At 66.6% G+C, this 23,986-nt stretch carries 21 protein-coding genes; 10 read left to right on the top strand and 11 right to left on the bottom strand.

The features are described from left to right. Positions 1–152: 152 nt before the first annotated feature. The gene (locus tag ON40_RS34100; protein ID WP_040829232.1) at positions 153–1,772 is read right to left on the bottom strand and encodes an FAD-dependent monooxygenase; all 1,620 of its coding nucleotides are present in this window, start codon (positions 1,770–1,772) and stop codon (positions 153–155) included. Positions 1,773–1,878: 106 nt separating this feature from the next. Further along, positions 1,879–4,266, bottom strand: coding sequence for an endopeptidase La (gene lon / locus ON40_RS34105; protein WP_051193996.1), 2,388 nt, complete (start codon positions 4,264–4,266; stop codon positions 1,879–1,881). Between the two features lie 318 nt (positions 4,267–4,584). Between lon and ON40_RS34110 the strand changes: the two genes are divergently transcribed. The 9 genes from ON40_RS34110 to ON40_RS34150 all read left to right on the top strand — a co-directional run bounded on the left by ON40_RS34110 (position 4,585) and on the right by ON40_RS34150 (position 12,890). Beyond that, the gene (locus ON40_RS34110) at positions 4,585–5,160 is read left to right on the top strand and encodes a TetR/AcrR family transcriptional regulator (RefSeq protein WP_040829234.1); all 576 of its coding nucleotides are present in this window, start codon (positions 4,585–4,587) and stop codon (positions 5,158–5,160) included. 108 nt (positions 5,161–5,268) lie between these two features. Further along, positions 5,269–5,796: a hypothetical protein gene (locus ON40_RS34115; protein WP_157186578.1), complete on the top strand. Its 528-nt coding sequence runs from the start codon at positions 5,269–5,271 to the stop codon at positions 5,794–5,796. Further along, positions 5,793–6,872, top strand: coding sequence for a PrsW family intramembrane metalloprotease (locus ON40_RS48555; RefSeq protein ID WP_051193961.1), 1,080 nt, complete (start codon positions 5,793–5,795; stop codon positions 6,870–6,872). The genes ON40_RS34115 and ON40_RS48555 overlap by 4 nt, the downstream gene beginning before the upstream one ends. 42 nt (positions 6,873–6,914) lie before the next feature. Continuing rightward, positions 6,915–7,919: a zinc-binding dehydrogenase gene (locus ON40_RS34125; protein WP_040829238.1), complete on the top strand. Its 1,005-nt coding sequence runs from the start codon at positions 6,915–6,917 to the stop codon at positions 7,917–7,919. Positions 7,920–7,979: 60 nt separating this feature from the next. Further along, on the top strand, positions 7,980–9,335 hold the full coding sequence (locus tag ON40_RS34130; RefSeq protein ID WP_040829239.1) for a DUF445 domain-containing protein: 1,356 nt from the start codon (positions 7,980–7,982) through the stop codon (positions 9,333–9,335). 92 nt (positions 9,336–9,427) lie between these two features. Next, positions 9,428–10,219: a TIGR03084 family metal-binding protein gene (locus ON40_RS34135; RefSeq protein WP_040829394.1), complete on the top strand. Its 792-nt coding sequence runs from the start codon at positions 9,428–9,430 to the stop codon at positions 10,217–10,219. Between the two features lie 328 nt (positions 10,220–10,547). Next, positions 10,548–11,216: a hypothetical protein gene (locus ON40_RS34140; RefSeq protein ID WP_040829240.1), complete on the top strand. Its 669-nt coding sequence runs from the start codon at positions 10,548–10,550 to the stop codon at positions 11,214–11,216. Positions 11,217–11,713: 497 nt separating this feature from the next. After that, positions 11,714–12,235 (top strand): SRPBCC family protein, encoded by a 522-nt coding sequence (locus ON40_RS34145; protein WP_040829241.1) that lies wholly within the window; start codon positions 11,714–11,716, stop codon positions 12,233–12,235. A 10-nt stretch (positions 12,236–12,245) separates the two neighbouring features. Beyond that, complete coding sequence (locus ON40_RS34150; RefSeq protein WP_051193963.1) at positions 12,246–12,890, top strand: ribonuclease H family protein; 645 nt, start codon at positions 12,246–12,248, stop codon at positions 12,888–12,890. Positions 12,891–12,986: 96 nt separating this feature from the next. Here ON40_RS34150 and ON40_RS48560 read toward each other — a convergent pair whose 3' ends face one another. The 9 genes from ON40_RS48560 to ON40_RS34195 form a co-directional block, all read right to left on the bottom strand. Beyond that, the gene (locus ON40_RS48560) at positions 12,987–13,838 is read right to left on the bottom strand and encodes a hypothetical protein (RefSeq protein WP_157186579.1); all 852 of its coding nucleotides are present in this window, start codon (positions 13,836–13,838) and stop codon (positions 12,987–12,989) included. Between the two features lie 137 nt (positions 13,839–13,975). Beyond that, entirely contained in the window at positions 13,976–15,145 is a 1,170-nt protein-coding gene (locus ON40_RS34160) for an MlaD family protein (protein WP_040829244.1), read from the bottom strand. After that, positions 15,142–16,224 carry an MCE family protein gene (locus tag ON40_RS34165; RefSeq protein WP_040829246.1) on the bottom strand — a complete coding sequence of 361 codons (1,083 nt, stop codon included), beginning with the start codon at positions 16,222–16,224 and terminating at the stop codon, positions 15,142–15,144. The genes ON40_RS34160 and ON40_RS34165 overlap by 4 nt, the downstream gene beginning before the upstream one ends. Positions 16,225–16,316: 92 nt before the next feature. Continuing rightward, positions 16,317–17,426, bottom strand: coding sequence for an MCE family protein (locus tag ON40_RS34170; RefSeq protein WP_040829247.1), 1,110 nt, complete (start codon positions 17,424–17,426; stop codon positions 16,317–16,319). Then, positions 17,423–18,418 carry an MCE family protein gene (locus ON40_RS34175; RefSeq protein WP_040829398.1) on the bottom strand — a complete coding sequence of 332 codons (996 nt, stop codon included), beginning with the start codon at positions 18,416–18,418 and terminating at the stop codon, positions 17,423–17,425. The genes ON40_RS34170 and ON40_RS34175 overlap by 4 nt, the downstream gene beginning before the upstream one ends. Continuing rightward, on the bottom strand, positions 18,415–19,443 hold the full coding sequence (locus tag ON40_RS34180; protein WP_040829248.1) for an MCE family protein: 1,029 nt from the start codon (positions 19,441–19,443) through the stop codon (positions 18,415–18,417). Before ON40_RS34180 ends, ON40_RS34175 begins: the two co-directional genes overlap by 4 nt. Then, a complete protein-coding gene (locus ON40_RS34185) occupies positions 19,440–20,903 on the bottom strand; it encodes an MlaD family protein (RefSeq protein WP_245568104.1) in 1,464 nt (487 codons plus the stop codon). The genes ON40_RS34180 and ON40_RS34185 overlap by 4 nt, the downstream gene beginning before the upstream one ends. A gap of 118 nt (positions 20,904–21,021) precedes the next feature. After that, positions 21,022–21,885: an ABC transporter permease gene (locus ON40_RS34190; RefSeq protein WP_040829250.1), complete on the bottom strand. Its 864-nt coding sequence runs from the start codon at positions 21,883–21,885 to the stop codon at positions 21,022–21,024. Positions 21,886–21,889: 4 nt separating this feature from the next. After that, positions 21,890–22,708, bottom strand: coding sequence for an MlaE family ABC transporter permease (locus ON40_RS34195; RefSeq protein ID WP_040829399.1), 819 nt, complete (start codon positions 22,706–22,708; stop codon positions 21,890–21,892). A 583-nt stretch (positions 22,709–23,291) separates the two neighbouring features. On the opposite strand from ON40_RS34195, the gene ON40_RS34200 reads away from it, so the two are divergent. Continuing rightward, the gene (locus ON40_RS34200; RefSeq protein WP_040829252.1) at positions 23,292–23,963 is read left to right on the top strand and encodes a S1 family peptidase; all 672 of its coding nucleotides are present in this window, start codon (positions 23,292–23,294) and stop codon (positions 23,961–23,963) included. The last annotated feature ends 23 nt before the right edge of the window (positions 23,964–23,986 follow it).

A 23,986-nucleotide genomic window follows, 5' to 3' on the forward strand; every position in this document is an offset into this window, starting at 1 on the left:
GCGGGAGTACTCGCGTCACCGGACACACCCGCCACCAGGGCCGGTGCAGCTGCGAGACCTACGCCCGCAGTACAGCTGTGAGCAGGTGCTGTGCGCGTGATCCGGCCGGACTACGCGCACCTGGTCGGGCAGCAGACGTCCCGCTACTCCGGTCAGAAAGACTGCATCGGAACCGCTACGGCTGCATCGGCTTTCGCGGCGAGGCCGGTGATCGCGCGGAGCGTGTCGGTGAGTGTGGCGGGAGTGAGGCCGGTCTCGGAGCGGGCGGCGACGTGCATATCGGGCCGGACCAGGAGTGCGCCGCCCGGCGGCAGGTCGGTGCGGGCGGTCCACTGGTCCCGGGGGAGAGCGTGGACGGCGAGCTCGATTCCGGTGTCACGCTGGGCTCGGGCGGCGGCATCTCGCCAGGCGGCGGAGGTTCCCGCGACGAGCAGGGCGAAGCCGGGTCCGCACAGATCCAGGGTCGAGACGGTTTCGGCGGCGTCGATCCACAGGTGCGGGATGCGAGTTCCGTTCTGTCCCTTCAGCTCGCCTACGTGCAGCGATGCAGTGGACTCCGCGGCCACGGCGGTCGAGCGGTAACGGTACCGCACCATCACCTCGCCGATGTCGAGGCGTTTCGCCAGATCCTCGGCGTTGTCGGGAGTTTCGATGCCGTAGCGGGTCCGGAAATCGGTGCCCAGCCGGGCCTGCTCGGCGGCGACCAGCGCTCGCGGACGACGTTCTGCCACATAGGAATCCAGCAGCGCCGGACCGGCCACACCGGACAGCACGGCTGCCAGCTTCCAGGTCAGATTGTGCGCGTCGGCGATTCCGGTGTTGCCGTTGAAACCGCCCCAGGGCGCATGGCGATGGGCTGCGTCACCGGCCAGGAACACCCGACCGCGCTGATAGTCGTCGGCCACGAAAACGCCGGTGTCCCAGGCACTCCGGGCGAGCACCTCGACCTCGAGCCCCGGGACGCCGACCATCTCGCGGATCAGCTCGGCGCAACGCTGCTCCGGATAGTCCGCGACCGTCTCGTCGTTCGGATCGTATTCGATGTGGAAGGACCACTCGTCGGTGTTGTTCTTCGACAGCACCAGCCCGCGCACCCGTTCGCCGGTGATCTCGCACTGGCTGAAACTCTGCCCGTGCAGGATGCCGGTCAGATCGGTGCGAGCGAACACGTTGATCAGGTGATGCGTCGGCGGCAGTTCCCAACCGCCGATGCCCAGTGCGCGACGCACAGTGCTGCCCGCGCCGTCCGCGGCGACCAGATAGTCGGCCCGCAACCTCGTCGATACCCCGTCGGCCGCACGCAGTTCGGCGCAAACACCGTCCCCGTCGTCCCGGAATCCGGTGAGTTCCACACCGAATCGCAGGTCACCGCCGCGATTGCGGGCCAGATCCGCCAGCACCGGTTCCAGCAGCACCTGCGGCAGGAACAGGAAACGCGACGGACTCGGATCGGCGGCGGCCATCGCCGCGGCGACCCGCGAGATATCCAGCGGCTGTGCGTCGGTCAGCACCGACCCTTGCCAGGCACCGCCGAACTGGCCCTTGGCCAAGGCGGTCGCGGCGACCTGTTCCAGGCGCGGTCCCGCACCGATCTGCCGGTAGATCTCCGCGGATCGGGTGTGCAATCCGCGCGAACGCGGCAGCACCGACATCGCCGTACGTCGTTCGACGAGAACATAAGGGACACTGTGGTATTCCAGGAGCAACGCGGCCGAGAGGCCGACCATGCCGCCCCCGGCGATCAGAACCGGAACGTGCTGTGCAGTACTCATACGGCGATCGTGTGCGCGCCTGCTTGCACGGACCTTGCACCGCGGTCACATGACGAAGGGGCCGTGCGACTTCCGCGGAAGTGCGCACGGCCCCACGGGTGACCGATCAGGCCGAGGTGGCCAGCGCCTGGTAGGCCGGTTCGGCGACCGGCTCGATCGCGTAGGCCAGGATCTCGGCCACGTCGGCGACCGGACGCACATCCAGTGCGGCCAGCACCTCGGCGGGGACGTCGTCCAGATCCGGCTCGTTGCGGGCCGGGATGAACACCGTCTTCAGTCCCGCACGCTGGGCGGCGAGCAGCTTCTGCTTCACCCCGCCGATCGGCAGCACCCGGCCGTTCAGCGTGACCTCGCCGGTCATGCCGACATCCGAGCGGACCTGCCGGTCCAGTGCGAGGGACACCAGCGCGGTCACCATGGTCACACCCGCGGACGGGCCGTCCTTGGGCACCGCGCCCGCCGGGAAGTGGATGTGGATGTTGCGATCCAGTACCGCGGGTTGGATGCCGATCTCCTCGAGGTGCGAGCGGACGTAGGTCAGCGCGATCTGCGCGGATTCCTTCATCACATCGCCCAGCTGACCGGTCAGGGTCAGCGAACGCTCGCCCTCGGCGGCATTGGCCTCGATGTAGAGGACGTCGCCGCCCGCGCCGGTCACGGCCAGACCTGTCGCGACACCGGGGACCGCGGTGCGTTCCACCCCGTCGGGGGTGAAGCGCGGACGCCCCAGGTAGTTCTTCAGGTCACCGAGACCGATCACCAACGTGTCGGAACCGACTGCGGTCGAAACGGATTCGGCGTCGTAACCCAGGTCCTTGTCGTACCCCAGGCTCTCCGGCACGAATTCACCCTTCTCGACCAGACTTTCGGCTCCGGCCAGGTCCGCCGACCGGGACAGTTCGGTCGCGGCCTTGCGCAGCGCCTTGGCGATCAGACGTTCCATCTGCCGCACCCCGGCCTCGCGGGTGTAGTTCGCGGCGATCTCGCGCAACGCCTCGTCGGTGATCGAAACCTCCTGCGCGGTAAGCGCATTGCGCTCGAGCTGACGCGGGATCAGGAAGTCGCGGGCGATGGCCACCTTGTCGTCCTCGGTGTAGCCGTCGACCGTGATCAGCTCCATGCGGTCCAGCAGCGGGCCCGGGATCGTGTCCATGACGTTCGCGGTCGCGATGAACAGCACGTCGGACAGGTCCAGATCCAGATCCAGGTAGTGGTCGCGGAACGTGTGGTTCTGCGCCGGATCCAGCACCTCGAGCAGCGCCGCGGCCGGATCGCCGCGGAAGTCGGAGCCCACCTTGTCGATCTCGTCCAGCAGCACAACGGGATTCATCGATCCCGCCTCGTTGATCGCGCGCACGACCCGGCCGGGCAGTGCGCCGACGTAGGTGCGCCGGTGACCGCGGATCTCCGCCTCGTCGCGCACGCCGCCCAGGGCGACGCGAACGAACTTGCGGCCCAGCGCCCGCGCCACACTCTCACCGAGCGAGGTCTTGCCGACACCCGGAGGGCCGACCAGCACCAGCACCGCGCCGGAGCCGCGTCCGCCGACCACCTCCAGTCCGCGCGCGGCTCGCCGCGCCCGCACCGCCAGGTACTCGACCATGCGGTCCTTCACCTCGTCCAGGCCGTGGTGATCGGCGTCGAGAACTTCGCGCGCGGCCGCAACATCGGTCGAATCGGTGGTTTTCACCGTCCACGGCAGTTCCAGCACGGTGTCCAGCCAGGTGCGGATCCAGCCCGCCTCCGGGCTCTGATCGCTGCCGCGCTCGAGCCGGTCGACCTCGCGCAGCGCGGCGGTGCGGACCGTCTCGGGCAGATCCGCGTTCTCCACGCGGGTGCGGTAGTCGTCCGCGCCGTCGGGTTCACCCTCGCCGAGCTCCTTGCGAATCGCGTTGAGCTGCTGGCGAAGCAGGAATTCGCGCTGAGACTTCTCCATCCCTTCGCGCACATCTTCACTGATCTTCTCCGCCACCTCGGCCTCGGCGATGTGGTCCTTGGTCCAGCCGATCAGCGTGGTGAGACGTGTTGTCACGTCCGGGGTTTCGAGTATCTCGCGCTTCTGCTCATCGGTCAGGTACGGCGCGTACCCGGCCGAGTCGGCCAGCGCGGAGGGATCGGTCAGCCGGTTCACCGCGTCGATCACCTGCCACGCCTCGCGACGTTGCAGTACCGAGACGACCAGCTTCTTGTATTCGGCGGCGAGTTCCTTGGTGCGGCCGTCGGCCTCGGGGATCTCGACCGGTTCGGCCTCGACCCACAGCGCCGCGCCCGGCCCGGTCACCCCGTGGCCGATCTTCGCGCGCCGCTCGGCCTTCAGGACCGCCGCCGGTGCGCCGCCGCGCATCCGTCCGACCTGCTCGATCGTCGCCACCACGCCGAAGGACGCGTACCCCTCGGCCAGGCGCGGGGCGAGCAGCACGGCGTCGCGGCCCGCTGCCCGAGCGGCATCGATGGCGGCCTGCGCCGACTCGTCGAGCTCGATGGGCACCACCATGCCCGGCAGCACGATCGGATCGGTGAGGAACAGCACCGGCAAATTCTGTGGTGTAGTCACGTTCGACCCTTCCAAAGTTGAGCGATACCTACTCAACCCCGAGTCTTCCGGTTCTGTTCCGTTCTCGCGTTCACTGCTCGCGAACACGGACGCAACCCAAAGTTGAGCTTACTGCGCTCAACAACGACCGGTCGGAGATTGTTCCGATTCGAACATCCGAGCCGTGCAGACCGGCATCGCCGACGTCGCGGAACAGCGGCCGATTCCTGCTCGGCACCGCAACCACATGAGCCCGCCTAGAGATATTAGGTTGGGGGTATGTCCCCACGATCCGGCCTGACGACAGAACGTGTGGTGCGGGGTGCCGCCGAGTTGGCCGACGAGATCGGCTTCGAGAAACTCACCCTCTCGGCGGTCGCGCGGAAATTCGGGGTGAAGGATCCGAGTCTGTACGTCCACGTGCGCAATCTGCACGATCTGCGAGTTCGGGTGGCGCTGCTGGCCAGTGCGGAGTTGAACGAACGGATCGGGGCGGCGGTCGCGGGACGCTCCGGGCGCGATGCACTCATCGCCTTCGCGGACGCGTACCGGTCCTATGTGCTCGATCATCCGGAACGTTATGCGGCAACACAGATTCGGATGGATCCGGCCGAGGTGGGCCAGGACCCCGCACTGCTGCGCAGTATCGAACTCACCGCTGCGGTGCTGCGCGGTTACGACCTGGACGAGACCGCGGGTCTGGACGCGGCTCGCTTGTTGCGCAGCACTTTTCACGGCTTCGCCACGCTCGAGGCGTCCGGCGGATTCGCGCACTCCCGCCCCGCCGCCGACTCCTGGCCGCACATCGTCGACGCGCTGCACCACACCCTGTCGCACTGGCCGTCCCAGGACTGACCGCGCCGCCGCGTGTCGTGTTGCTCCTGGTCACCTCGCGTATTTACTTCTATCGTTGGCAGCGGTGCCGGTCGCCGGGAGGGTGGGGTGCGCCGAGAGGAGCGGGCGTTGGGCGCAGCACGGGACTGGCGACGAGCCGGGGCGATCCTCGGGATCGTGGGGGTGCTCATCGTGGTCCCCGCGGTACTGACCGCGCTGGTCCCGACCCGGGAGACGCCGGTGACCCACGGCACGACGATCCGTCTCACCGCACCGGGCCGAACACCCGACACGATCGAGTTCTCCGGCGTGGACGGCTGGCAGCAGCGGCCGACCGGCGACCGCACGACCGCGGTCCTGGACGGACCGAACGGCCGGATCCTGCTGGTGAGCGTCGTCAACGGGGTCACCGATTTCGATGCCGCGGCGCAGTGGCGGCGAAAAGTGCTGGGGGCACAGGCATTTCCGGTGCGCGAGGACGGCGGGAAGGTCGCCAACACGTACGGATTCACCGGACCGACCTGCCGGGGCGAGACGCGTGCGGGCGTGTGCGCGATTCTCGGTAATCACAATCTCGCGGTATCGATGCTGCTCAGCGGGACCGATATCGACGCCGATCTCCAGCCGATCGTGTACTCGCTGCGGGTCACGTCATGAGCTGGTTCCGGCCGCGTTCGGCGCTGTGGTGGACGTACTGCCTGATCTGCCTGGGCGGATCGATCGCACTGGTGCTGCAACTGCTCCCGGCCGCGCTGCTCACCTGGTCCGGCATCCTGGTCGGAGTGCCGTTCATGGTGGTGACGCTGCTGGTGGTCGCCGCACTCCTGGCGTGGCTGGACCTGTTCCGCGACCACGTGCGAATCCGCGTCGCGCTCGCGATGGGCTTCGTGTGGGGCGCCCTGGCCGGGCCCGGGATCGCGATCTTCGGCAACGACAACGTCATTCACGCCATCGCGAATCTCGCCGGTGACGCGTTCGCGGTGGACTGGCAGGCCCCGATCTCGGCCTCGATCATCGAGGAGGGCATCAAGGGCACCGGGGTTCTGGCGGTCGCCTGGCTGTTCCGGTCGCAGCTGAGCAGACCCATGCACGGGCTGCTGCTCGGCGGATTCACCGGACTCGGATTCCAGCTCACCGAGGACGCCACCTACCAGGCCAATGCCGGATTGCAGTCCGCGCAAGGCGATCTCGGCACCGCGCTGCTGGTGGCAATTCTGCGGCTGCTGACCGGCGTCACCTCGCACTGGATGCTCACCGGGATCGCCGGGATCGGCATCGTCACCGCGGTCGGCGCGTCCGGCTGGTCGCGCGGTCGGCGCGCGGCGGCCCTGGTGGTGTTCTATCTGCTCGGCGCCGCAATGCATTTCGGCTGGGACGCGCCGATGTCGGGCAGTACCGGATTCGGCAGCGTCGTGCGCCGGACCATGCTGTATGTCGTCATATTCATCGCGGTCTACCTGTGGGTGGTCCGCATCGAAACGCGCTGGTTCCGATCGGTGGTCGACTGGGCGGTCGCACAGCATCTCGCCCCGCCCGACGAACTGAACACGCTGATCTCCCGCCGCAGCAGACGGCAGGCCCGGCGCGCATTGCGTCTGCCGCACCGGATCGCGGTGTTGCGCCGACACGAACTACTGGATTGGGTGCAGATCGTGGATGCCCGGCTGACCGGTACCGACGGTGCGATACTCGGAGGGTCCGCCGGGCCCGCCATCGATCACGGAACCGGCTGAGGCCGAGCGCACCACCGACAACCGACCCGCGAGGAGTGGACGATGCTGGCAGCGCGACTGCATCTGGGACCCGAACGTCATCTGTCACTCGACGAGGTGCCCGTTCCCGAACCCGGCCCGGATCAAGTACTGATCGAGGTGGCCGCGGCGGGGGTGTGCCTGTCCGACGTCCATCTGATCGACGGCACCCTGACTCCGCTGTTCCTGGATGGTGACGTGGTCACCCTGGGTCACGAGGTCGCCGGGACGGTGCACACGCTGGGCCCGGGGGTGACCGCGGCGAAGGTGGGCGACCGGGTACTGCTGCAGGCCGGTGAGCAGCGCAACGGCGCGGTGTTCACCCGCGGCGTCGACTACGACGGCGGCTGGGCCGAATACACCCTCGCCCGCGTCGACACCCTGGTCCCGATTCCCGACGATCTGCCCTTCGAACAGGCCTGTTTCATCCCGGACGCGGTGTCCACACCGTGGGCGGCGATCACCGCGACCGCACAGGTGCGCCCGGCCGAACCGGTCGGCGTCTGGGGTGTGGGCGGCCTGGGCGCACACGGCGTACAACTGCTGCGGCTGATGGGCGCGGCGCCGATCATCGCGATCGACCCGCTGTCCGCCGCACGGGAACGCGCCCTCGAATTCGGCGCTGACCTGGCGTTGGACTCGGCCGATCCCGACCTGCGCAGCCAGGTCTTCGCCGCGACGAGCGGTACCGGACTGGCCGCGGCCTTCGACTTCGCCGGCGTTGCCGCGGTCCGCGAACAGGCGATCATCTGCCTCGGACCGGGTGGACGCCTGGTGCTGGTCGGGCTGACCGACAAACCGATCACCATCACCGGCGGCACCGCGTTCAGCTTCTTCGGGCAGCAGTTGCGCGGACACTACGGCTCGACCCCCGAACACGTCACCGAACTGGTCAAACTCCAGCGCCTGCACCGGGTGGACTTCGCCCGGTCGGTCAGCGCAGTACTGCCGCTGGCCGACGCCCCGAAAGCGGTGGCCGAACTGGAGTCCAAACAGGGCAACCCCATCCGAATCGTGCTGAATCCCTAGTATGAGAGGGTTGGTGCCTCGAGATATCAGCACCGGTACCGCATAAGGGGGCCCCAGACGATGACGTCACTCGGCAGCGGGGTGTTCATCGACTGGGAGAACCTGACCCACCAGTCCAAACTGGTCGTCGATCTGATCAGCTTCTCGATCTTCAGCGGCGTCGCGGGCTGGCTCACCAACTGGACCGGCGTACTGATGTTGTTCTGGCCGTTGCAGTTCCGCGGTATCCGCGTGCCGGGCCTCAAGGTGCTCTACCCGTACTTCCCGCGCCGGGTGCAGGTGCTGCCGACGTTCTCCGGCGACGGCAGCCGCATCGGTTTCCAGGGATTCATCCCCGCCCGCGCGGAGAAGATGGCCAGTATCTGCGTGGATATGGCGATCATGCGGATCGGCAGTCCCCGGGACTTCATCCACGAACTGGATCTGCAGGGCATCGCGGACTACATCGCCGAGGTCGCCCGCCCACAGCTGCCCGAACTGGTCGACAGCGTCATGCAGCGGGAGAATCCGGAGCTGTGGCGGGCGGTCCCGCGCGCGGCTCGCCAGCTGCTGTATCAGCGGGTGGAGCGGGAACTGCCCACGATGTGCCGCCGGGCGTTCGAGCAGCTCGGGGACAATGTCGATCAGCTGATCGATATCAAGATCTTCGTCATCCGCTATCTGCGCGAGAATCCGCACATCCTCAAGGATCTGACCACCACGATCGCCGCGCCGGAGCTGAAGTTCATGGTGCGCATCGGCCTGCTGGGCGCGCCGTTCGGACTCCTGCTGGCGCTGGGCATGTATGTGCACGACAACGCTCCGGTGCTGAACCTGATCCCGGGCTGGTTGATCATCCTGGCCGTGACGGCGGCGATCGGTGTGCTGGTGAACGTCATCGCGATCAAGATGGTGTTCGAACCGGGCGATCCGCAGCCACGCTACAAATATCTGTGGAAGCAGGCGCTGCTGGCCAAACGGCAGCCGCAGGCCGCGGGCGATCTGGCGCACATTCTCGCCTATCAGGTGCTCACGCTGCCGAATCTGGCCAACGAACTGCTCGCCGGTCCCAACGGCGACAAGACGTATCAGATCGTGGAGACGCTGATCTCGGATGAGATCCACCGGCAGCTCGGCCCGACCACCGGCATGGTGCGAGTCGCGTTCGGCCGCAGGCAGTTCGACAATCTGAAGGTGGGTGCGGCCGGCGCCGCGGTGGGCCTGGCCCCGACTCTGGTGGCGGACGAGGAGTTCGCGCTGGAGCAGGCGAAGAAGATCGACGATTTCGCCGCGCGCAAACTGCAGCAGCTCACCCCGGGCGAGTTCATGGAGATGTTCTACGCCTCGGTCGAGCAGGACGCCTGGCTGCTGTATCTGCACGGTGCGGCGCTGGGGCTGGTCGTGGGCGCGGTGCACATGGTGCTGTTCGGCTGGTAGCCCGAACCGTTTCGTTGGCGGCGGGCTCCTCTCGCTCGATAACAAGCACGCATGCTTGCATTTTTCCGAGGTTGTTTGCCATGCTGAACCGCATGGTCGACGTGGCAGCACTGCTGGAGGACTTCGCGGCGGAATGCGCGGATCTGGACCGGATCCTCGGACCGCTGCCCGCGGCGGAGTGGTCGCGCGCCACACCCGCGCCCGGCTGGACCATCTCCCATCAGATCGCCCATCTGACCTGGACGGACGACGTCGCCAGCCTCTCCGCGACCGATGACGCGGCATTCGCCGAACTGGTTCTGGCAGCATTGCCGCGGGCGGCGACCTTCGTCGACGAAGCCGCGGCCGAGGCCGCTACGACCCCGCCGGGCGAGCTGCTCGAGCGCTGGCGGCGTGGTCGCGCCGCACTGGCCGAGGCCCTGCTCGCGGTGCCCGCGGGGACGAAGCTGAGCTGGTTCGGGCCGCCGATGAGCCCGGCGTCCATGGTCACCGCGCGACTGATGGAGACCTGGGCGCACGGGCAGGACGTCGCCGATGCGCTCGGCGTGACCCGCACCCCGACCGCGCGACTGCGCACCATCGCCCACATCGGTGTGCGCACCAGGAATTTCGCGTACGCGGTGCACGACCGGCCCGTTCCCGCCGAGGAGTTCCGCGTCGAGCTGACCGCGCCGGACGGCACGGTGTGGAGCTGGGGGCCGGAATCGGCGAGTCAGCGCGTCACGGGACCGGCGGTGGATTTCTGTCTGCGGGTGACGCAGCGGCGGCATCTGGACGATCTGGCGCTCGAGGCGACCGGTGCGGATGCGCGGGAATGGCTCACGATCGCACAGGCATTCGCGGGGCCCGCGGGCTCGGGACGTACGGCGGGACAGTTCGCCTGAATCGGTGACGACGCTGGTGCGGCGGCCGATGGAGCGGGCGAGCGCCAACTCGAGATTCGCCGTGGCTGATGCCCGACCGGACGCCGTTGGCCGGAGGTCTCTGTGTTGGCAGTCGAAGCGGACGCTCGCCAGCTGATTCCCTGATTACCCGTTCGATCCGACCCGGAAACGTCGCGGCGAGACATTCTCCCGGAATGCACGACCTGTGATCTTCACCTCCACGTTCCGAATCGGTAACTCGCGACGCAGTAACCTGGACAAGCGTACGACTTTCAACGGTGCGGGTCGGCGCGGCAGGGGAGGACCAGGACAGGGAGAGGTACGCACCGTGACATCGCAGATCCTCCGGCACACCGCCGTCGTGCTCGCCGGTATGGCCAGCATCGGATTCACCGTGGCGGCGGGAACGTACGTCGTCAACCAGATGGGCGCCGATCAGCACGAGGCCGCCGGAACCCCGCAACCGGAAGCCGGTGCGGCCGATCCGATTCCGCCGCTGTCGCAACCTTCGACCGAACCGGACGTTCAACGAACGTCCACCGCCGCAGTGCGATTCATCGCGGAGACCCGCGAGCTGCCCGTCGCCATTCAGGTCCACCGGCCCATCGCGGCCGTCCCGGCGCCCGCCCTGCCGAGCATCCCGGCCACCGCGGCCGTGCGCGCGGACGCCGATCCGAGCGCCCGTCTGCCGCTGCTCGGCGACCTCTACATCGGCGCGAATCTGACCAGTCCCCAACCTGATTCGCTGTCGATAACCCTCGACACGAATCTGTTCGCCCCGCTGACCGACGCCGCCGCCCCCGGCAGCACCCGGCTCCGCACCGACCTGGACGTCCGGCACGGCCAGATCACCCTCGCGGTGTCCGACCCCTCGCTGGGTAGCCGATCGGTCCAGATGTCGCCCCGTCACGCCGATCGGGCCACGCCCGACCCGGACGCCGATATCGCGAACCCCGCGCAATCCACACTCCCGGATCACGAACTCGCTGCCACGTAGCGACGAACCCGCCGGTCGTCGCATACCCATTGCGATCAGTCGTCGAAGTGACACTGCCGCTTCATCTTCCGGGAGTAGTGCAAGTTCGTCATCCGGCGATTGCATCCCCCGGCACTACACGTAGCCGAATACCCACGTCGCACCGCAACCCCACAGCGGTCGGCGAATACCCCAGGGCGGCAGCGCCGTACGAGTCGACCAGCTCGGAACCGGTAGTAGCGCAATCACGTACGGGCACCGGCCCCTTTGCGAAACCCCCTCCCGGCCCAATCACCCTGCGGCGCAACGCAGGGACTCCCAATGTTTCACGATGAACAATGACCGCGAGCCCAGACCGGAGTGTGCGAGGTTGCCTGTTGCGACGCTCGGGTAGTCCGATGATCATGGGCGAAGCACATCCTCGCCACGCTCCGGCTTCCGAGCCATCTGCCGATAACCGTTCAATAAAGAGGATATCTGTAGTATTTTTATCGGCAGCCGTGGAACAGGGAGCGCCTATGGGCCACATCAAGTACGCGAGCGACGTCGGAGCACCGGTGGAGGTCGCGTTCACGTATACGGACACTCCGATGTTCGTGCCGGAGTGGATGGTCGGCATCGCAACCTTCGAACCGGCCGACGACGCCGGTTACGGGTCCGGAGCCGTCTACGCCGCGACACTGCGGCTGGGCCTGTGGCACCCCACGGTCGAGTGTGAGATCACGCAGTACCGCCCGAACGCGGTCATCGGATACACACTGCGCAGGCGCCGCTCGGGGAAGGCGGCGCCTGCGGACTCCGACCCGGCCCACACCCCTGCCGAATGGTGCACGATGACCCTGCATTTCGACCCGCTCGGCTATGGCCGCACCGTGCTGACCTCGGAAATCGAGTACCCCCAGGCGCATCGACTGCCCGGCCGCCTCTGCGCCCCGTCGGTGCAGGCGACCCTGCGCTGGGCGCTGCGTCGCACCGAATCTCAATTGCGAAGAGCTATAGAGGAATTCCACGGTACAGATCTTGTCGGCCGGATTGCGTAGGGTACCTGCCATGATCATCGTGAGCACCGACGGATCCTGCCTCCGCAATCCCGGTGGCGCAATCGGCTGGGCCTGGGTCAACCACCAGGGCACCTCCGGCAGCGGAGGTGCCGCATCGGGCACCAACCAGGTGGCCGAGCTACGCGCGGTGCTCGAGGCGGTCGTCTCGCATCCGGGCGCGGAACCGCTGTTCATCGAGAGCGATTCGCTGTACGCGATCAAATGCGCCTCCGAGTGGATCTCCGGGTGGCGGCTGAACGGCTGGCGCACCTCCACCGGCGGCCCGGTCAAGAACGTCGAACTGGTCCGGCACATCGACCAGGCCATCGCCAGCCGCCCCGGGCCCGTGCGCTTCCGCTGGGTGCGTGGACATGTCGGCAACTACTTCAACGAGCAGGCCGATCAGCTCGCCGGTACCGCGGCACGCCAGGCCGCGGCGGCCCCCGACGCCGCCGCGACCGGAAGTTCCGATCTGCCGGCACTGGCGATGCCCGATCCGACCACCACCGATCCGACCGAACCCATCCCCGTCATCGAGCCGGTCGATCCGACCGAGCCGATTCCGGTGGTGCCTGCGCGCCCCAAAAAGGTTGCCGCACCAGCACAATCAGCTCACGCCAAGACCCGTAAGGCCGACGCGCTGACGCTGTTCTGAGCACGGCCGCCGTACTGTGCCCACGGCGGCCCGCAAGCCTGACGGCAGTGGTGGAACGAACCCACTGCCGTCAGGCGCCCCGCGAGGTCGCTGAACTCAGTTACCCGGCTGGGTACCGCTGTTCGGCGCCGGCTGCTGGGTGTCCGCACCCGGAGCCTGCGCCGTACCGGCCTGCAGATCGTTGGTCATCGGCGACTGGAAGTTGTCGACCATCCACTTGCCGTTCTGCTTCTCCAGCGAGGCCACCACGCCGATGGTCAGCGGCTGCGGCGTCGGGGTCGCGGCCTTGGACTGGTTCTGCGTGATCAGCATGACCACCGACGCCTTGTTCGCATCGCCGGACTCGTAGGCGCAGTGGATCTCACCGACGGTGGAGCGGGCCTGCGCCTGCTGGGTGATCTGCTTGAGCGCGGTCGAGGCGCCGTCGAACTGGGTCAGCCATTCGCCGGCGGAACGATCCTTCACCCGCTTGATGTAGTCGTCGAAGTTCTTGGCGTCGTAGGTGCCGACCTGATGACCGAAGTCGCAGGCCGCGGCCACCGCCGAGTCGCGAGCGTCGAGTTTGTCGCCCCGATCGCTGGCCTGCTTCCAGAACACGACCACCGCGGCCGCGGCGGCGACCACCACGACGCCCGCGGCGAACGCGGCCACCATCGGCACCCAGTTGTTGTTCTTGCTCTCGGCGGCGGCCGGCTGCGGCGGGACGGGTGCGGCGGCCTTCGCGGCCTGCGCAGCAGGCAGTTTCACGGTCGCATCGTCATCCGAACTCGACTTCTTCACCGTCTCGTCGGCGTCGCTTTTCGCATCCCCGCCGTCGGCCACCGTAGCATCGGTGTCCTTGGCAGGCTCGTCCTTCGCGGGCGTGTCCTGCTCGACGGTCTTGTCCGTCGCGGCCGTCTCCTCCGCCTTCCCGGTCGTCTTGTCGGTGGCGGCGTCGTCATCGGACATGAATGAATCTGTCACTTTCCCGGTACGCCAGTACGCACCGTATTGCCGGATCGGACCAGGCTACAAGGCCCGGACCACGCGGGACACCCGCCGAGTGTAGGCACTCGCCGACGGGATCGCCGCCTGCCGGTTACCACTCACCGCACCGGTGGCAAGGTCCGGGCATTCGGATCGACTCCCGCGGGCATCTGCGCACCGTTGTTCGGGATGGCGGGCCGAGGAGCATTCGCCGAACCACGAATCTGCTGATCCGGCGGGGGGTTGGTGCAGTAGTTGTACTTGTTGAGCGTACCGTCGCCCACTCGCCAGGGAGCGCTCAGCGGGTGCGCGTACGCGCAGTACGGCCGCGGCCAGATGTCCACGATGGTGTAGAACTCCCCGTCGTGGGCGGGAACGCCGATCGCGGAACTACCGGTGACCAGAGCCGGGAACAACGCCCGCAACGCGGGCAGGCGCAGCGAGGCGGCCTTGGTGATGGCCGAGAAATTGCTCGCCAGCTTGGTGATCGGATCGGCGGTCTTGTCCAGCACCGCACCCAGTTCCTTCATCTGGCCCGGGGCCTTGTCCAGAACCTTGGTCAATTCGTCGTTGGCATTGTTGAACTGCTTGAACAATGTGGACGAATTGTTGGTCAGCGTGCCCAGATCGGGTTGCGCCTGCGAGGTGGTCGCCGCGATCGTGCGCAGGTTCGCCAGCAGGTTGGTGGTCTGCGGCAGCAGACTGTTCAGACCCGCGGTGACCAGGCTCAGCGCATCGATCATGCTGCGCAGCTGATCGGGACCGCCGCTCAGCGCGGTGTCCATCTCCTTCAGGATGCTGCTGAGCCGAGCCGGATCGATCTGCTTGAAGAAGGAGCTGGAATTGTCCAGCACCGCCCACACCGGCGTCGGGGTGTGGATCCGGTTCGCGTCGTACTTGATCACCGAACCGTTGGACAGGTACGGCGCCTGATCGGTCTTCGGGCGGAAGTCGATGTACTGCTCACCCGCGCCGGACAGAGCCTGCACCGCGACCTCGGTGTCCGAGGGAATCTTGTACCGGGAGTCGATCGAGACGTCGGCCCGGATCGCATCACCGGCGTTGGTCAGGGTGATGTCCTGCACCTTGCCGATCCGGTAGCCGCGCAGGGTGACGTCGTTACCGGGCTGCAGTCCACCGGACTGGTCCAGATCCACCGTCACCGCGTACGTGCTCTGCAGCGGATTCACCCGCATCACACTCACCAGCAGATACGACGCGCCGATCACCAGGGCGATCACCAGCGCGACGTTCGACACCAGCATCTTGTGTCGTCGCACCCAGTTCATCGGTGACCCCCTTGCAACCGGCCCTGGACGACCTGCAGCACCTGGATCAGGCTGCCGGTGAAGTCCTGCGCGTCGCGCAGATCCCAGAGTTTGCTGTGTGCCGGATCGGTGATCAGGCCGACGTCGAGATTGGTCAGCGTCGCCGCGACGGCGAGGCTGTTGCCCTTGAACGAGGCGTCCACCCCGGGCCGCACCAGATGCAGCGCATCGAGCATGGGGCCGAAGGACTTCTGCGACTGGGACAGTGCCGACATCAGCTTGCGCAGGTTGTCCAACAGACTGGACAGCTGATCCGAGGTGGTGTTGGCGTAGTCGCCGAGGGCGGCGCTGGTGGTGGAGATCTTGGCCAGCAGGTCGCCGAGCGCCTTGTTGTTCTCGGCGATGGTGCCGATCATCGAGGGCAGCGTATTCGCGACCTGGCCGAGCTCGTCGTGATGCTCCTGGATCGTGTTGGCCAGCGTGTCGAATCCGTTGAGCACACCGTCGATTCGCGCACTGTCGGCATGCAGCGTGGTGGTCACGGCGGTCATCTGCTCGAGCAGATCCGCCAGCTGCTGCGGTCGCCCGCCCACCACCGAGTCCAGCTCGCCGGTCAGCTTGGTCAGCGCCGAAATACCGCCGCCGTTGAACAGCATCGACACCGACAGCAGGAGTTCCTCGACGGTGGCACCAGCCGAGGTGCGGTCGATGCCGATGGTGTCGCCACTCTGCAGCGGCGGCTGACTGGCCGCATCCTTCGGCCTGCTCACCGCGACGAACACATCGCCGAGCGGAGTGGCCTGGCGCAGTTCGGCGGTGGTGTCCTTGGGCAGGTCGATGTCCTTGCGGATGGTCAGATCGACCACCGCCTGGAAGTTCTTGGTGGTGATGTGCGAGACCGTGCCGATATCCGAGCCGCCGATCTTCACCTTGGCCTGATCGGGCAGATTCAGCGCGTTGGAGAAGACGGCGTGCACGGTGTAGGTATCACCCTGGGTGCCAGGTTTGGGCAGCGGCAGGGATTCCACCGTCAGCCCGCATCCCGAGGCCAGGACCAGCACCGAAGATGCCGCGGTAGCGGCAATCAAGCTGCGGCTCAATCGTCTTGCAGTGCTCCCGGGCCCTACGTGGTTACGCAAGCTGCCGCCTCCGGGCCTGACGTGAGCACTGGGGCGTTTTCGCATCAGTCGGATCATTTCGTCAATCCCAACATTGCCGCGGTCAATCCGAAGTCGGGACCGAGATCCTGCACCTTGCCGGTCCGGCAGCCGTCGGCGCGCATCTGGATCTTCTCGCAGAACGCGCTGACCACCTCACCGTCCAGGACGGTGCCGATCAGGGCGTGCAGCCGCACGAAGTGGCGGCCGCGGTCCATCGAGTTGTCCACGTTCTGCAACAGCATCGGCGCGACGTCCACGACCTCGATCAGGCCCGCGGCGTTGGCGCGGAGCTGATTGGTCACATTGGTCAGCCCGGTCAGGCTGGAGGCCAGCTGATCCTGATACTGGCCGAAGGTGCCGCTGGTGTTGGACAGGAACGCGTTGAGCTGATCCAGCGTCCCCTGCAGACCCGGCGCCTGCTGGGCCAGCAGCGTGGACATCTGGGTGACCTTGTTGCTGAAGTCCCGCACCGACTTGTCGTTGTCGGCCAGCATCGTGGTCAGCTCGTTGAGCTTGATGATGATCTCCGAGATCGCGTCCTTGTTGTTGACGCCGATCTTCAACGCGCCGGACAGGGCGTTGAGGGTGTCGCGGATCTTCTCGCCCTGGCCGTTGACCATGTCGTAGAGCAACGTGCCGTCCAGCGGACCCGATTTACCGTCGGTGCCCGGCGCCGGCTTCAGTGAGGCGGTGAACTGGTCGATGGTCTTGATCAAGGTGTCCAATTCGACCGGGGTGCGGGTGGACTCGATGGTCAGGTGCGAATCGTCCGGCAGGGTCGCCCCGCCGGTGTACACCGGGGTCAGTTCGATATGCCGATCGGTCACGATGGACGGCGAGATCAGCGCCGCGGTCACGTTCTTCGGGATCTTCACATCGCTGTCGATGGTCATGTGGACCTCGGCGTACTGGCTGTGCGGGACGATCTTGTCCACCTTGCCGACCTCGAGGCCCAGCACGGTGATCGGATTGCCCACGAACATGCCCGCGACATTGCGGAAATCGGCGGTGATGTGCGTACTCGCCCCGACCGTGTCCTGCACCGAGAGCGGCATTGCCGAACAGCTGCCCACCGCGACGGCCACGGCGCCGATGCCGAGGCCCTTCGCGATCCGCGCGATCGCCCGTGCGGTCGGTCTCATCCCTGGCACCCCTCGATCACTCGGGCGAAGCACAACCAGTTGTCCGGGAACAGCCACGGCAGGGCGACCTCACCGTAGGGGCCGTTGCCGAAGGCATTGTTCAACTGCCGCAACGCGGGCGGCATGATCTGCAGCAGCCGGTCGAGGTTGTCCTTGTTCTTCTGCAGACCCGCGGCCATCGTGTCGAGCTGGGTGATGGTCGGGCCGATCTGGTTGTTGTTCTGCGCGCCGATCTGCTGCAGCTGTTTGGTCAGCGAGGCGACGTTGTCCAGCAGCTGACGCAGCAGCTGCTGCCGCTCCATCACCCGGTTGGCGATCGCCTCGCCCTGGGTGATCACCAGCAGCACGCTGTTGCGGTTGTCGCCGAGGATCTTGGTGACCCGGTCCAGGTTCTTCAGCAGGCCGTCGACCTGGTCCTTGCGGTCGTTGATGGTCTTGGCCAGCGCGCCGACGCTGTCCAGCGCCTGTGCGGTCAGCTGCGGGGATCCGTCGATCTGATCGCCCAGCACCTTGAAGGTCTGCGTCAGCTTCTGGGTGTCCAGGGCCTCGAACTTCGGGGTGCCGATCTGGATCACATCGGACAGGTCGTACGGAACCGTGGTGTTGTTCTTGTGGATCCGGCCGTCCTTCAGACCCGAGCCGTCGCCCGGATCCAGGCTGACGTACCGCGCGCCCAGCAGCGTCGCCATCTTGATCGCGGCCTTGGCGTCCGCGCCCAGCTTCAGATCGCCGTTGACCTGCAACGTGATCAGCACGTGGTCGCCCTCGAGCTTCTGCGAGGACACCGTGCCGACCGGAACACCGGCCACGTCGACCTTGTCACCGGTCTTGAGACCGGCGGTCTGGACGAATTCGGCCTTGATCTCCTGCTTGCCGACCCCGAGCTTGCCGAAACTGGAGGAGACCACCAGCAGCAGCACCACCAGCGCGGCGCCGATGATGCCCAGCCAGAAGTAGCGGTTCGCGTTGAAACGTTCCTTGAGCTTCGTCATGGCCGGCACACCGCCGACTGGGAGTGTCCGCCGATCTGGGTGAGCAGGCCACGCGGCAGCAGAATGCCGTACAGCGAGACGTCCAGGCTGCACACATAGGCACTGGCGTAGGCGCCGTCCTGGGTGAACTTACCGACGTCGGACATGATGTTCGGCAGGTCGATCGCTGCCTGGTCGAGTTTCGCGCCGTTGCCGATCAGCATGGTCAGCGCGCTGGTGCTGGCGTTCTGCGCGGCCGCGATCTTGGGCTGCACGCCGCCGAGCATCTTCACCATCGCCGTGGTGGCGTCGGCGATCTTGACCGTCGAAGTCTGCAGGGTCTGGCCCTGTTGGTACAGCCCGCCGATCAGCGCGCGGGTCTGGGTCACCAGCGTCTCCAATTCGTCGCCTCGTTTCGCCAACCCCGCCATGACGCCGGAGAGGTTGGTGATCACGTCGGACAGGATGGCGTCGCGGCGCTGGAAGTCGCCCGCGAGTGCTGCGGCCTGAGTGATGAACGCGCTCAACGAAACTCCGTCACCCTGCAGCGCCTGGATGAAGGTGTTGGACAGCTGGTTCACCTGTTCGGGCTGCAAGGTCTGGAACAGCGGTTCGAAACCGTTGAGCAGTCCGGAGATGTCGAAGGACGGTTCGGTCTGGGCCAGCGGGATCGAGCCGCCGTCGTGCAGGGGAGCCGCGACGCCCTTGGTTCCGGGCGCCAGCGCGACGTACCGCTGGCCGATCAGGTTCTGGTAGCGGACCAGGGCCTTGGTGGTGCCGTACAGGGTCTGATCGCTCTGCACGATGAACGTGACCACGGCGTGATGCTGCTTGTCCAGGTCGATCTTGTCGACCTTGCCCACTCGCACACCTGCCATGCGCACGTCGTCGCCGGGCCGCAGGCCCAGCACGTCGCTGAAGGTGGCCGAATAGCTGGTGGTGGACCCACTCACGCTGCGCGCCAGCGTATTCCAGATGGTAACCGTCACCAGGACCGAGACGATCGCGAAGATGCCGAAGCCGATCAGGGGTTTACGTATGTTCATCGGCCTGCACCGTTATCGGTCACTTGCAAGGTTCCACCCCTCAGGATCGAGCTCAGCAGCACGTATTCGGCGACGGTCGGGCGGTGGCCCAGCAGTGCGGTGATGGCGGCATCACCGGTGTAGTCGGTCGTCCCGGCGATCGGCGCCGCGACGGGCTTGTTCGGCAGCTGCGCCGAGGCGGGCTTGTTCGGCGTGCCCGCGGCGGGGGCGGTCAGGCCCGCAATGCCGTGCGGGAACAGGTTCTGCAGCGGGTTTCCGGCGAACGGGTTGGCCGCGTTCGGCGCGTTGTTCTGCGGGGCCGCGGTCTGCGCGGTGAACCCGGGGATCGCGGGCAGGCCCGGAATCGCGGGCAGCTTGGGCAGCCCCTTCGCCGAATCCAGCGCCCGCGGCTCGAGCGCGTCGGGCAGCGTGCCCGGATCCGAAACCGCCGGCGCCGTACCGCAACTCGGTCCGGCCATGGCGCCGTACCGCGGGCAGTCGCTGCGGTCGTACGGCTTGTACGGGGTGAAGGTCAGGCCCATGTTCCAGACCATCTGCTTCTGCGGACCCCAGTGGAATGTGGTGCCCAGCTGGCGAATCGAGCTGTTCAGGTTCGCGATGGCGATCGGCAGCGCATCCGGCTGGCTGGTCAGCGCGCCGAACAGATCGCCGGTGCCGACCGTGAGCCGCTTACCGGCATCACCGTTGGCGGCGAACAGCGCGTTGACCTTGTCCACGGTGCTCTCGCTGCCGGTGATCAGGCCCGCGACCGCGGCACGCTTGTCGGAGATGGTCTTCGCGGTCTTCACCGACTCGGCCAGCGAGCCCATCAGTTCGGGCGCGGACTGGTTCAGCGCGTGCATCGACGCGGAGAAGTTGTCCAGCGTCTGCCCGACGTCCGGCACGGCCTTGCGCAGTTGGGTCAGCACGTTGTCCAGACGCTCGACCGTGGAACCCGGTACCCGGCTGCCGCTTTCGAGTCCGTAGGACAGGGTGCTGAGCACCCGGCCCAGCTGCACCGGGTCGATCTTGTCGAGGATGGTGCGCACGGTGGTCAGGGTGTCCTGCAGGGCGATGGTGCCCTGGCTGCGGTCCTCGGCGATGGTCGAGCCCGCGCGCAGATGGGACTGCGCCGGACCGTTGTAGACCAGTTCGACCGAGGTGACGGCGAACAGGTTGCTCGGGACCACGCGCGCGGTCACGGTGGACGGGATGTTGCCGACGAAGTCCGGCTTCATCTCGATGTGCACCTGCTGCTGCGCGCCCTTGTCGGCCACCGAGACGTCCTTGACCGAACCCACCAGGATTCCGCGGAACTTCACGTCGGCGTTGTCGGGCAGGCCGTCACCGGTGGTGCTCAGATCGGCGGTGACATCCACCTTGGGGTGCAGGATGTATCCCTTGTAGCGGGCCATCAGGAAACCCAGGATCAGCGCGAAGACGATCAGGCCGGACGCACCCGCGACCAGCAGCTGCCGCATTGTCGGTCCGCGGCCACTCGGATCGATGATCAAGAGCGGACCCCTATTCTGTATCTGATGCGGATGAACGTGGGGCCTGCGTGGTTACGCTCCGCTGCCGCCTTCGGCCCTGACCCGTTCATCCGGAAATCCTGATGCCGGGGTTGACGCCCCAGACCGCCAGCGTGATGAACAGGTCGGCGAACACGACCGCGATGATGCAGTACTTGATCGCCCGGCCGGCCGCGACGCCGACGCCCTCGGGACCGCCGGAGGCGAAGAACCCGTAGTAGCACTGGATGAACGTGGTGATCGCGACGAACACGATCGCCTTCAACAGCGACCAGAGCACGTCGTGCGGGACCAGGAATTGGTAGAAGTAGTGCTGGAAGGTGCCGCTCGCGGTGCCGCCGTACAGGCCGACGGTCCACGCGCAGGTCAGGTAGGCGAACGGCAGCGCCAGGCAGTACAGCGGGACGATCGCGATCATCGCCGCGATCATCCGGGTGCTGACCAGGTACGGCAGCGGCCGGATGGCCTGGGATTCGAGCGCGTCGATCTCCTCCGCGATGCGCATCGAGCCCAGTTGCGCGGTGAATCGGCAACCGGCCTGTGCGGCGAAGGCGACCGTGGCCAGCATCGGGCCGAGCTCGCGAGTGGTGGCGAAGGCCGAGATGGCGCCGGTGATCGGGCTCAGACCCAGCAGGTTCAGCGAGGTGTATCCCTGGATGCCGACGGTCATACCGCCGAACGCGCTCAGGATGAGCACCACGCCGATGGTGCCGCCACCGACGATCAGGCTGCCGTTACCCCAGGTGACGTCCGAGAGCAGCCGCCAGACTTCCTTCGGATAGTGCTTGAACGCCAAGGGGATCGAGCCGAGCGACCGCAGGAAGAAGAAGACCTGATGGCCGATGCGCGCGAGCCAGTCGCGGGGTGCGCCCGCGGAATGCTTGATGCGCTCGAGTGGCCGCAGTAGCGGCGGGACATAAGTTGACGACACCGGCTCAGACCATCTGTGCGGGGAACAGGGTGTTGTAAATCTGCGTGATGATCAGGTTGACGCCGAAGAGCATCACCGCCGAGAGCACCACCGCCGTGTTGACCGAGTTGGCGACGCCACCCGGGCCGCCGCGCGTGGTGAGTCCGGCATCGCAGGCGATGATCGCCGCGAGCAGTCCGAAGATCAACGACTTCACGAGGGCGACGAGCAGGTCCGTGGTCACGGCGAACGACGCGAACGTGCCGATGTAGGAACCCGGCGTACCGCTCTGCGCGAAGATGTTGAACACGTAGCCGGTCAGGAAGCCGACGAAAACCACGAAGCCACACAGCAGAACGGACACTAACATAGCGGCGCCGAGCCGGGGGGCGACCAAGCGCCGCAACGGGTCGACGCCCATCACCTTCATCGCGTCGATCTCCTCGCGGATGGTGCGCGAGCCGAGGTCGGCGCAGACCGCCGATCCGACCGCACCGGCGATCATCAGCGAGGTGACCAGCGGTGCGCCCTGCTGGATGATGCCCAGGCCGTTCGCGGCGCCGATGAACGAGGTCGCGCCGACCTGCTGGGCGACCGAACCGACCTGAATCGAGACGATGACACCGATGGGGATGGCGACCAGAAGTGTCGGCGCGGCGGCGACACTGGCCATGAACGCGCATTGCCGAACGAATTCCGCAAATGGAAAGCGCCCGCGGAAGATGCTGACGAACAGCTCACCGACGGCTTCGATACCCATCGTGATCTGGCGGCCGAAGGTCTCGATCGACCGTTTCGGATGATCCTGCCAATAGCCTCTGCCCCAGTCGAGCGCACCACTCATTCGTGACGCTGGGCGTACGGCCTCCGGCCCGCCCGGACGGTCGGTGGTGAACTGCACTGGCTAACCCCTCTCGACGTCGGTTACCCGCCCCGACGACTGTTTGCTTGAGGCACCTTACTACGGAGTTAGGAAAAACACACCACCATCAGTGACTGCAGTCATTGACCCAGATCACAGCCGGTAAAAGGCTGTGACTCGGGACAAGCAGTTGGTAAATACCACAAAAAGACCGATTGCTTTCTAGAACACGTTCTACGTTCTTGAACGATCGTCCAACTTGGGTCCGCAGTCCGGCTGAATACCCCGGATTACGTTTATCCAAAACCAATCGCTGCTTTTCGATGCGCGATGAGCGTAACTCTCGGGCGAGCCGATCCCGGATCCATCACACTCGTGTCGTAGCGGCGACTCGCCGGTCATCACCTGCCTCCGTGGTAATGGCAACCGCACCGTCACGCTCGGTTCACCGGCATCGAACCGGCAAACTCGCTTGTCACACCGCACGCGCCGGCGCGATGATACTGACAGGATGTAGTACGACATGGATTGATATCGTGCGGGCTTCCGACGTCTCTGGAGGGACATGTTCAACACACTCGCCAAGGCGGCGCGCACCGCCTTCGCCGTGGCCATCGGCGCGGCGCTGCTCGGTACGGGCGCGGGGGTCGCGCAAGCCGCCGGCGGTGCGCCGGTGATCGGCGGCGGTTCCGGAATCATCATTGACAACCAGTTCGAATGCACCGTCACCACCATCGGTCACGACCGAGGCGGGCGACTCGTCGGACTGACCGCCGGGCACTGCGGCGAAGCAGGCGCGCAGGTGTGGGCCGAACAGGCTCGCGGAGCCGGAGTGATCGGTCACTTCGTCTACTCCAACCACGATCTGGACTACGCGGTCATCCAGTTCGATCCGAACAAGGTCACGCCGACCAACCACATCGGCAATGTGACGATCACCGGGGTCGGCGCACCGGCCATGTTCCCCAACATCGTCTGCAAGGAGGGCCGGACCACCGGCAACACCTGCGGCATCGCCTGGGGCGACATCTTCCAGACCGATGAGACCTGGAGTCAGATGTGTGTGGTCGAGGGCGATTCCGGCGCGCCGGTCGTCGTCGGCACGAAACTGGTCGGCATGGTCAACGCCTATCTGGCCGTGGCCTGCTTCGGCCCTGAGGTCGGCACCAATATGAACGCCATCCTCAACGATCTCAATCGTCGCGGCGGCGTCGGCGCGGGCTACAACCCGATCTGATCCGACCGTCCGAACCACCTGCC

The organism is Nocardia jiangxiensis NBRC 101359 (assembly GCF_000308615.1).
Taxonomy (GTDB): domain Bacteria; phylum Actinomycetota; class Actinomycetes; order Mycobacteriales; family Mycobacteriaceae; genus Nocardia; species Nocardia jiangxiensis.

What these genes read in the sequence shown, in the direction of transcription:
- ON40_RS34100 (WP_040829232.1), bottom strand. Translation starts at nt 1,772, where the DNA reads ATGAGTACTGCACAGCACGTTCCGGTTCTGATCGCCGGGGGCGGCATG.
- ON40_RS34175 (WP_040829398.1), bottom strand. Translation starts at nt 18,418, where the DNA reads ATGACGAAGCTCAAGGAACGTTTCAACGCGAACCGCTACTTCTGGCTG.
- ON40_RS48560 (WP_157186579.1), bottom strand. Translation starts at nt 13,838, where the DNA reads ATGTCCGATGACGACGCCGCCACCGACAAGACGACCGGGAAGGCGGAG.
- ON40_RS34170 (WP_040829247.1), bottom strand. Translation starts at nt 17,426, where the DNA reads ATGAGACCGACCGCACGGGCGATCGCGCGGATCGCGAAGGGCCTCGGC.
- ON40_RS34200 (WP_040829252.1), top strand. Translation starts at nt 23,292, where the DNA reads ATGTTCAACACACTCGCCAAGGCGGCGCGCACCGCCTTCGCCGTGGCC.
- ON40_RS34160 (WP_040829244.1), bottom strand. Translation starts at nt 15,145, where the DNA reads ATGAACTGGGTGCGACGACACAAGATGCTGGTGTCGAACGTCGCGCTG.
- ON40_RS34180 (WP_040829248.1), bottom strand. Translation starts at nt 19,443, where the DNA reads ATGAACATACGTAAACCCCTGATCGGCTTCGGCATCTTCGCGATCGTC.
- ON40_RS34150 (WP_051193963.1), top strand. Translation starts at nt 12,246, where the DNA reads ATGATCATCGTGAGCACCGACGGATCCTGCCTCCGCAATCCCGGTGGC.
- ON40_RS34110 (WP_040829234.1), top strand. Translation starts at nt 4,585, where the DNA reads ATGTCCCCACGATCCGGCCTGACGACAGAACGTGTGGTGCGGGGTGCC.
- ON40_RS34195 (WP_040829399.1), bottom strand. Translation starts at nt 22,708, where the DNA reads ATGAGTGGTGCGCTCGACTGGGGCAGAGGCTATTGGCAGGATCATCCG.
- lon (WP_051193996.1), bottom strand. Translation starts at nt 4,266, where the DNA reads ATGGTGGTGCCCATCGAGCTCGACGAGTCGGCGCAGGCCGCCATCGAT.
- ON40_RS48555 (WP_051193961.1), top strand. Translation starts at nt 5,793, where the DNA reads ATGAGCTGGTTCCGGCCGCGTTCGGCGCTGTGGTGGACGTACTGCCTG.
- ON40_RS34130 (WP_040829239.1), top strand. Translation starts at nt 7,980, where the DNA reads ATGACGTCACTCGGCAGCGGGGTGTTCATCGACTGGGAGAACCTGACC.
- ON40_RS34145 (WP_040829241.1), top strand. Translation starts at nt 11,714, where the DNA reads ATGGGCCACATCAAGTACGCGAGCGACGTCGGAGCACCGGTGGAGGTC.
- ON40_RS34185 (WP_245568104.1), bottom strand. Translation starts at nt 20,903, where the DNA reads ATGCGGCAGCTGCTGGTCGCGGGTGCGTCCGGCCTGATCGTCTTCGCG.
- ON40_RS34135 (WP_040829394.1), top strand. Translation starts at nt 9,428, where the DNA reads ATGGTCGACGTGGCAGCACTGCTGGAGGACTTCGCGGCGGAATGCGCG.
- ON40_RS34125 (WP_040829238.1), top strand. Translation starts at nt 6,915, where the DNA reads ATGCTGGCAGCGCGACTGCATCTGGGACCCGAACGTCATCTGTCACTC.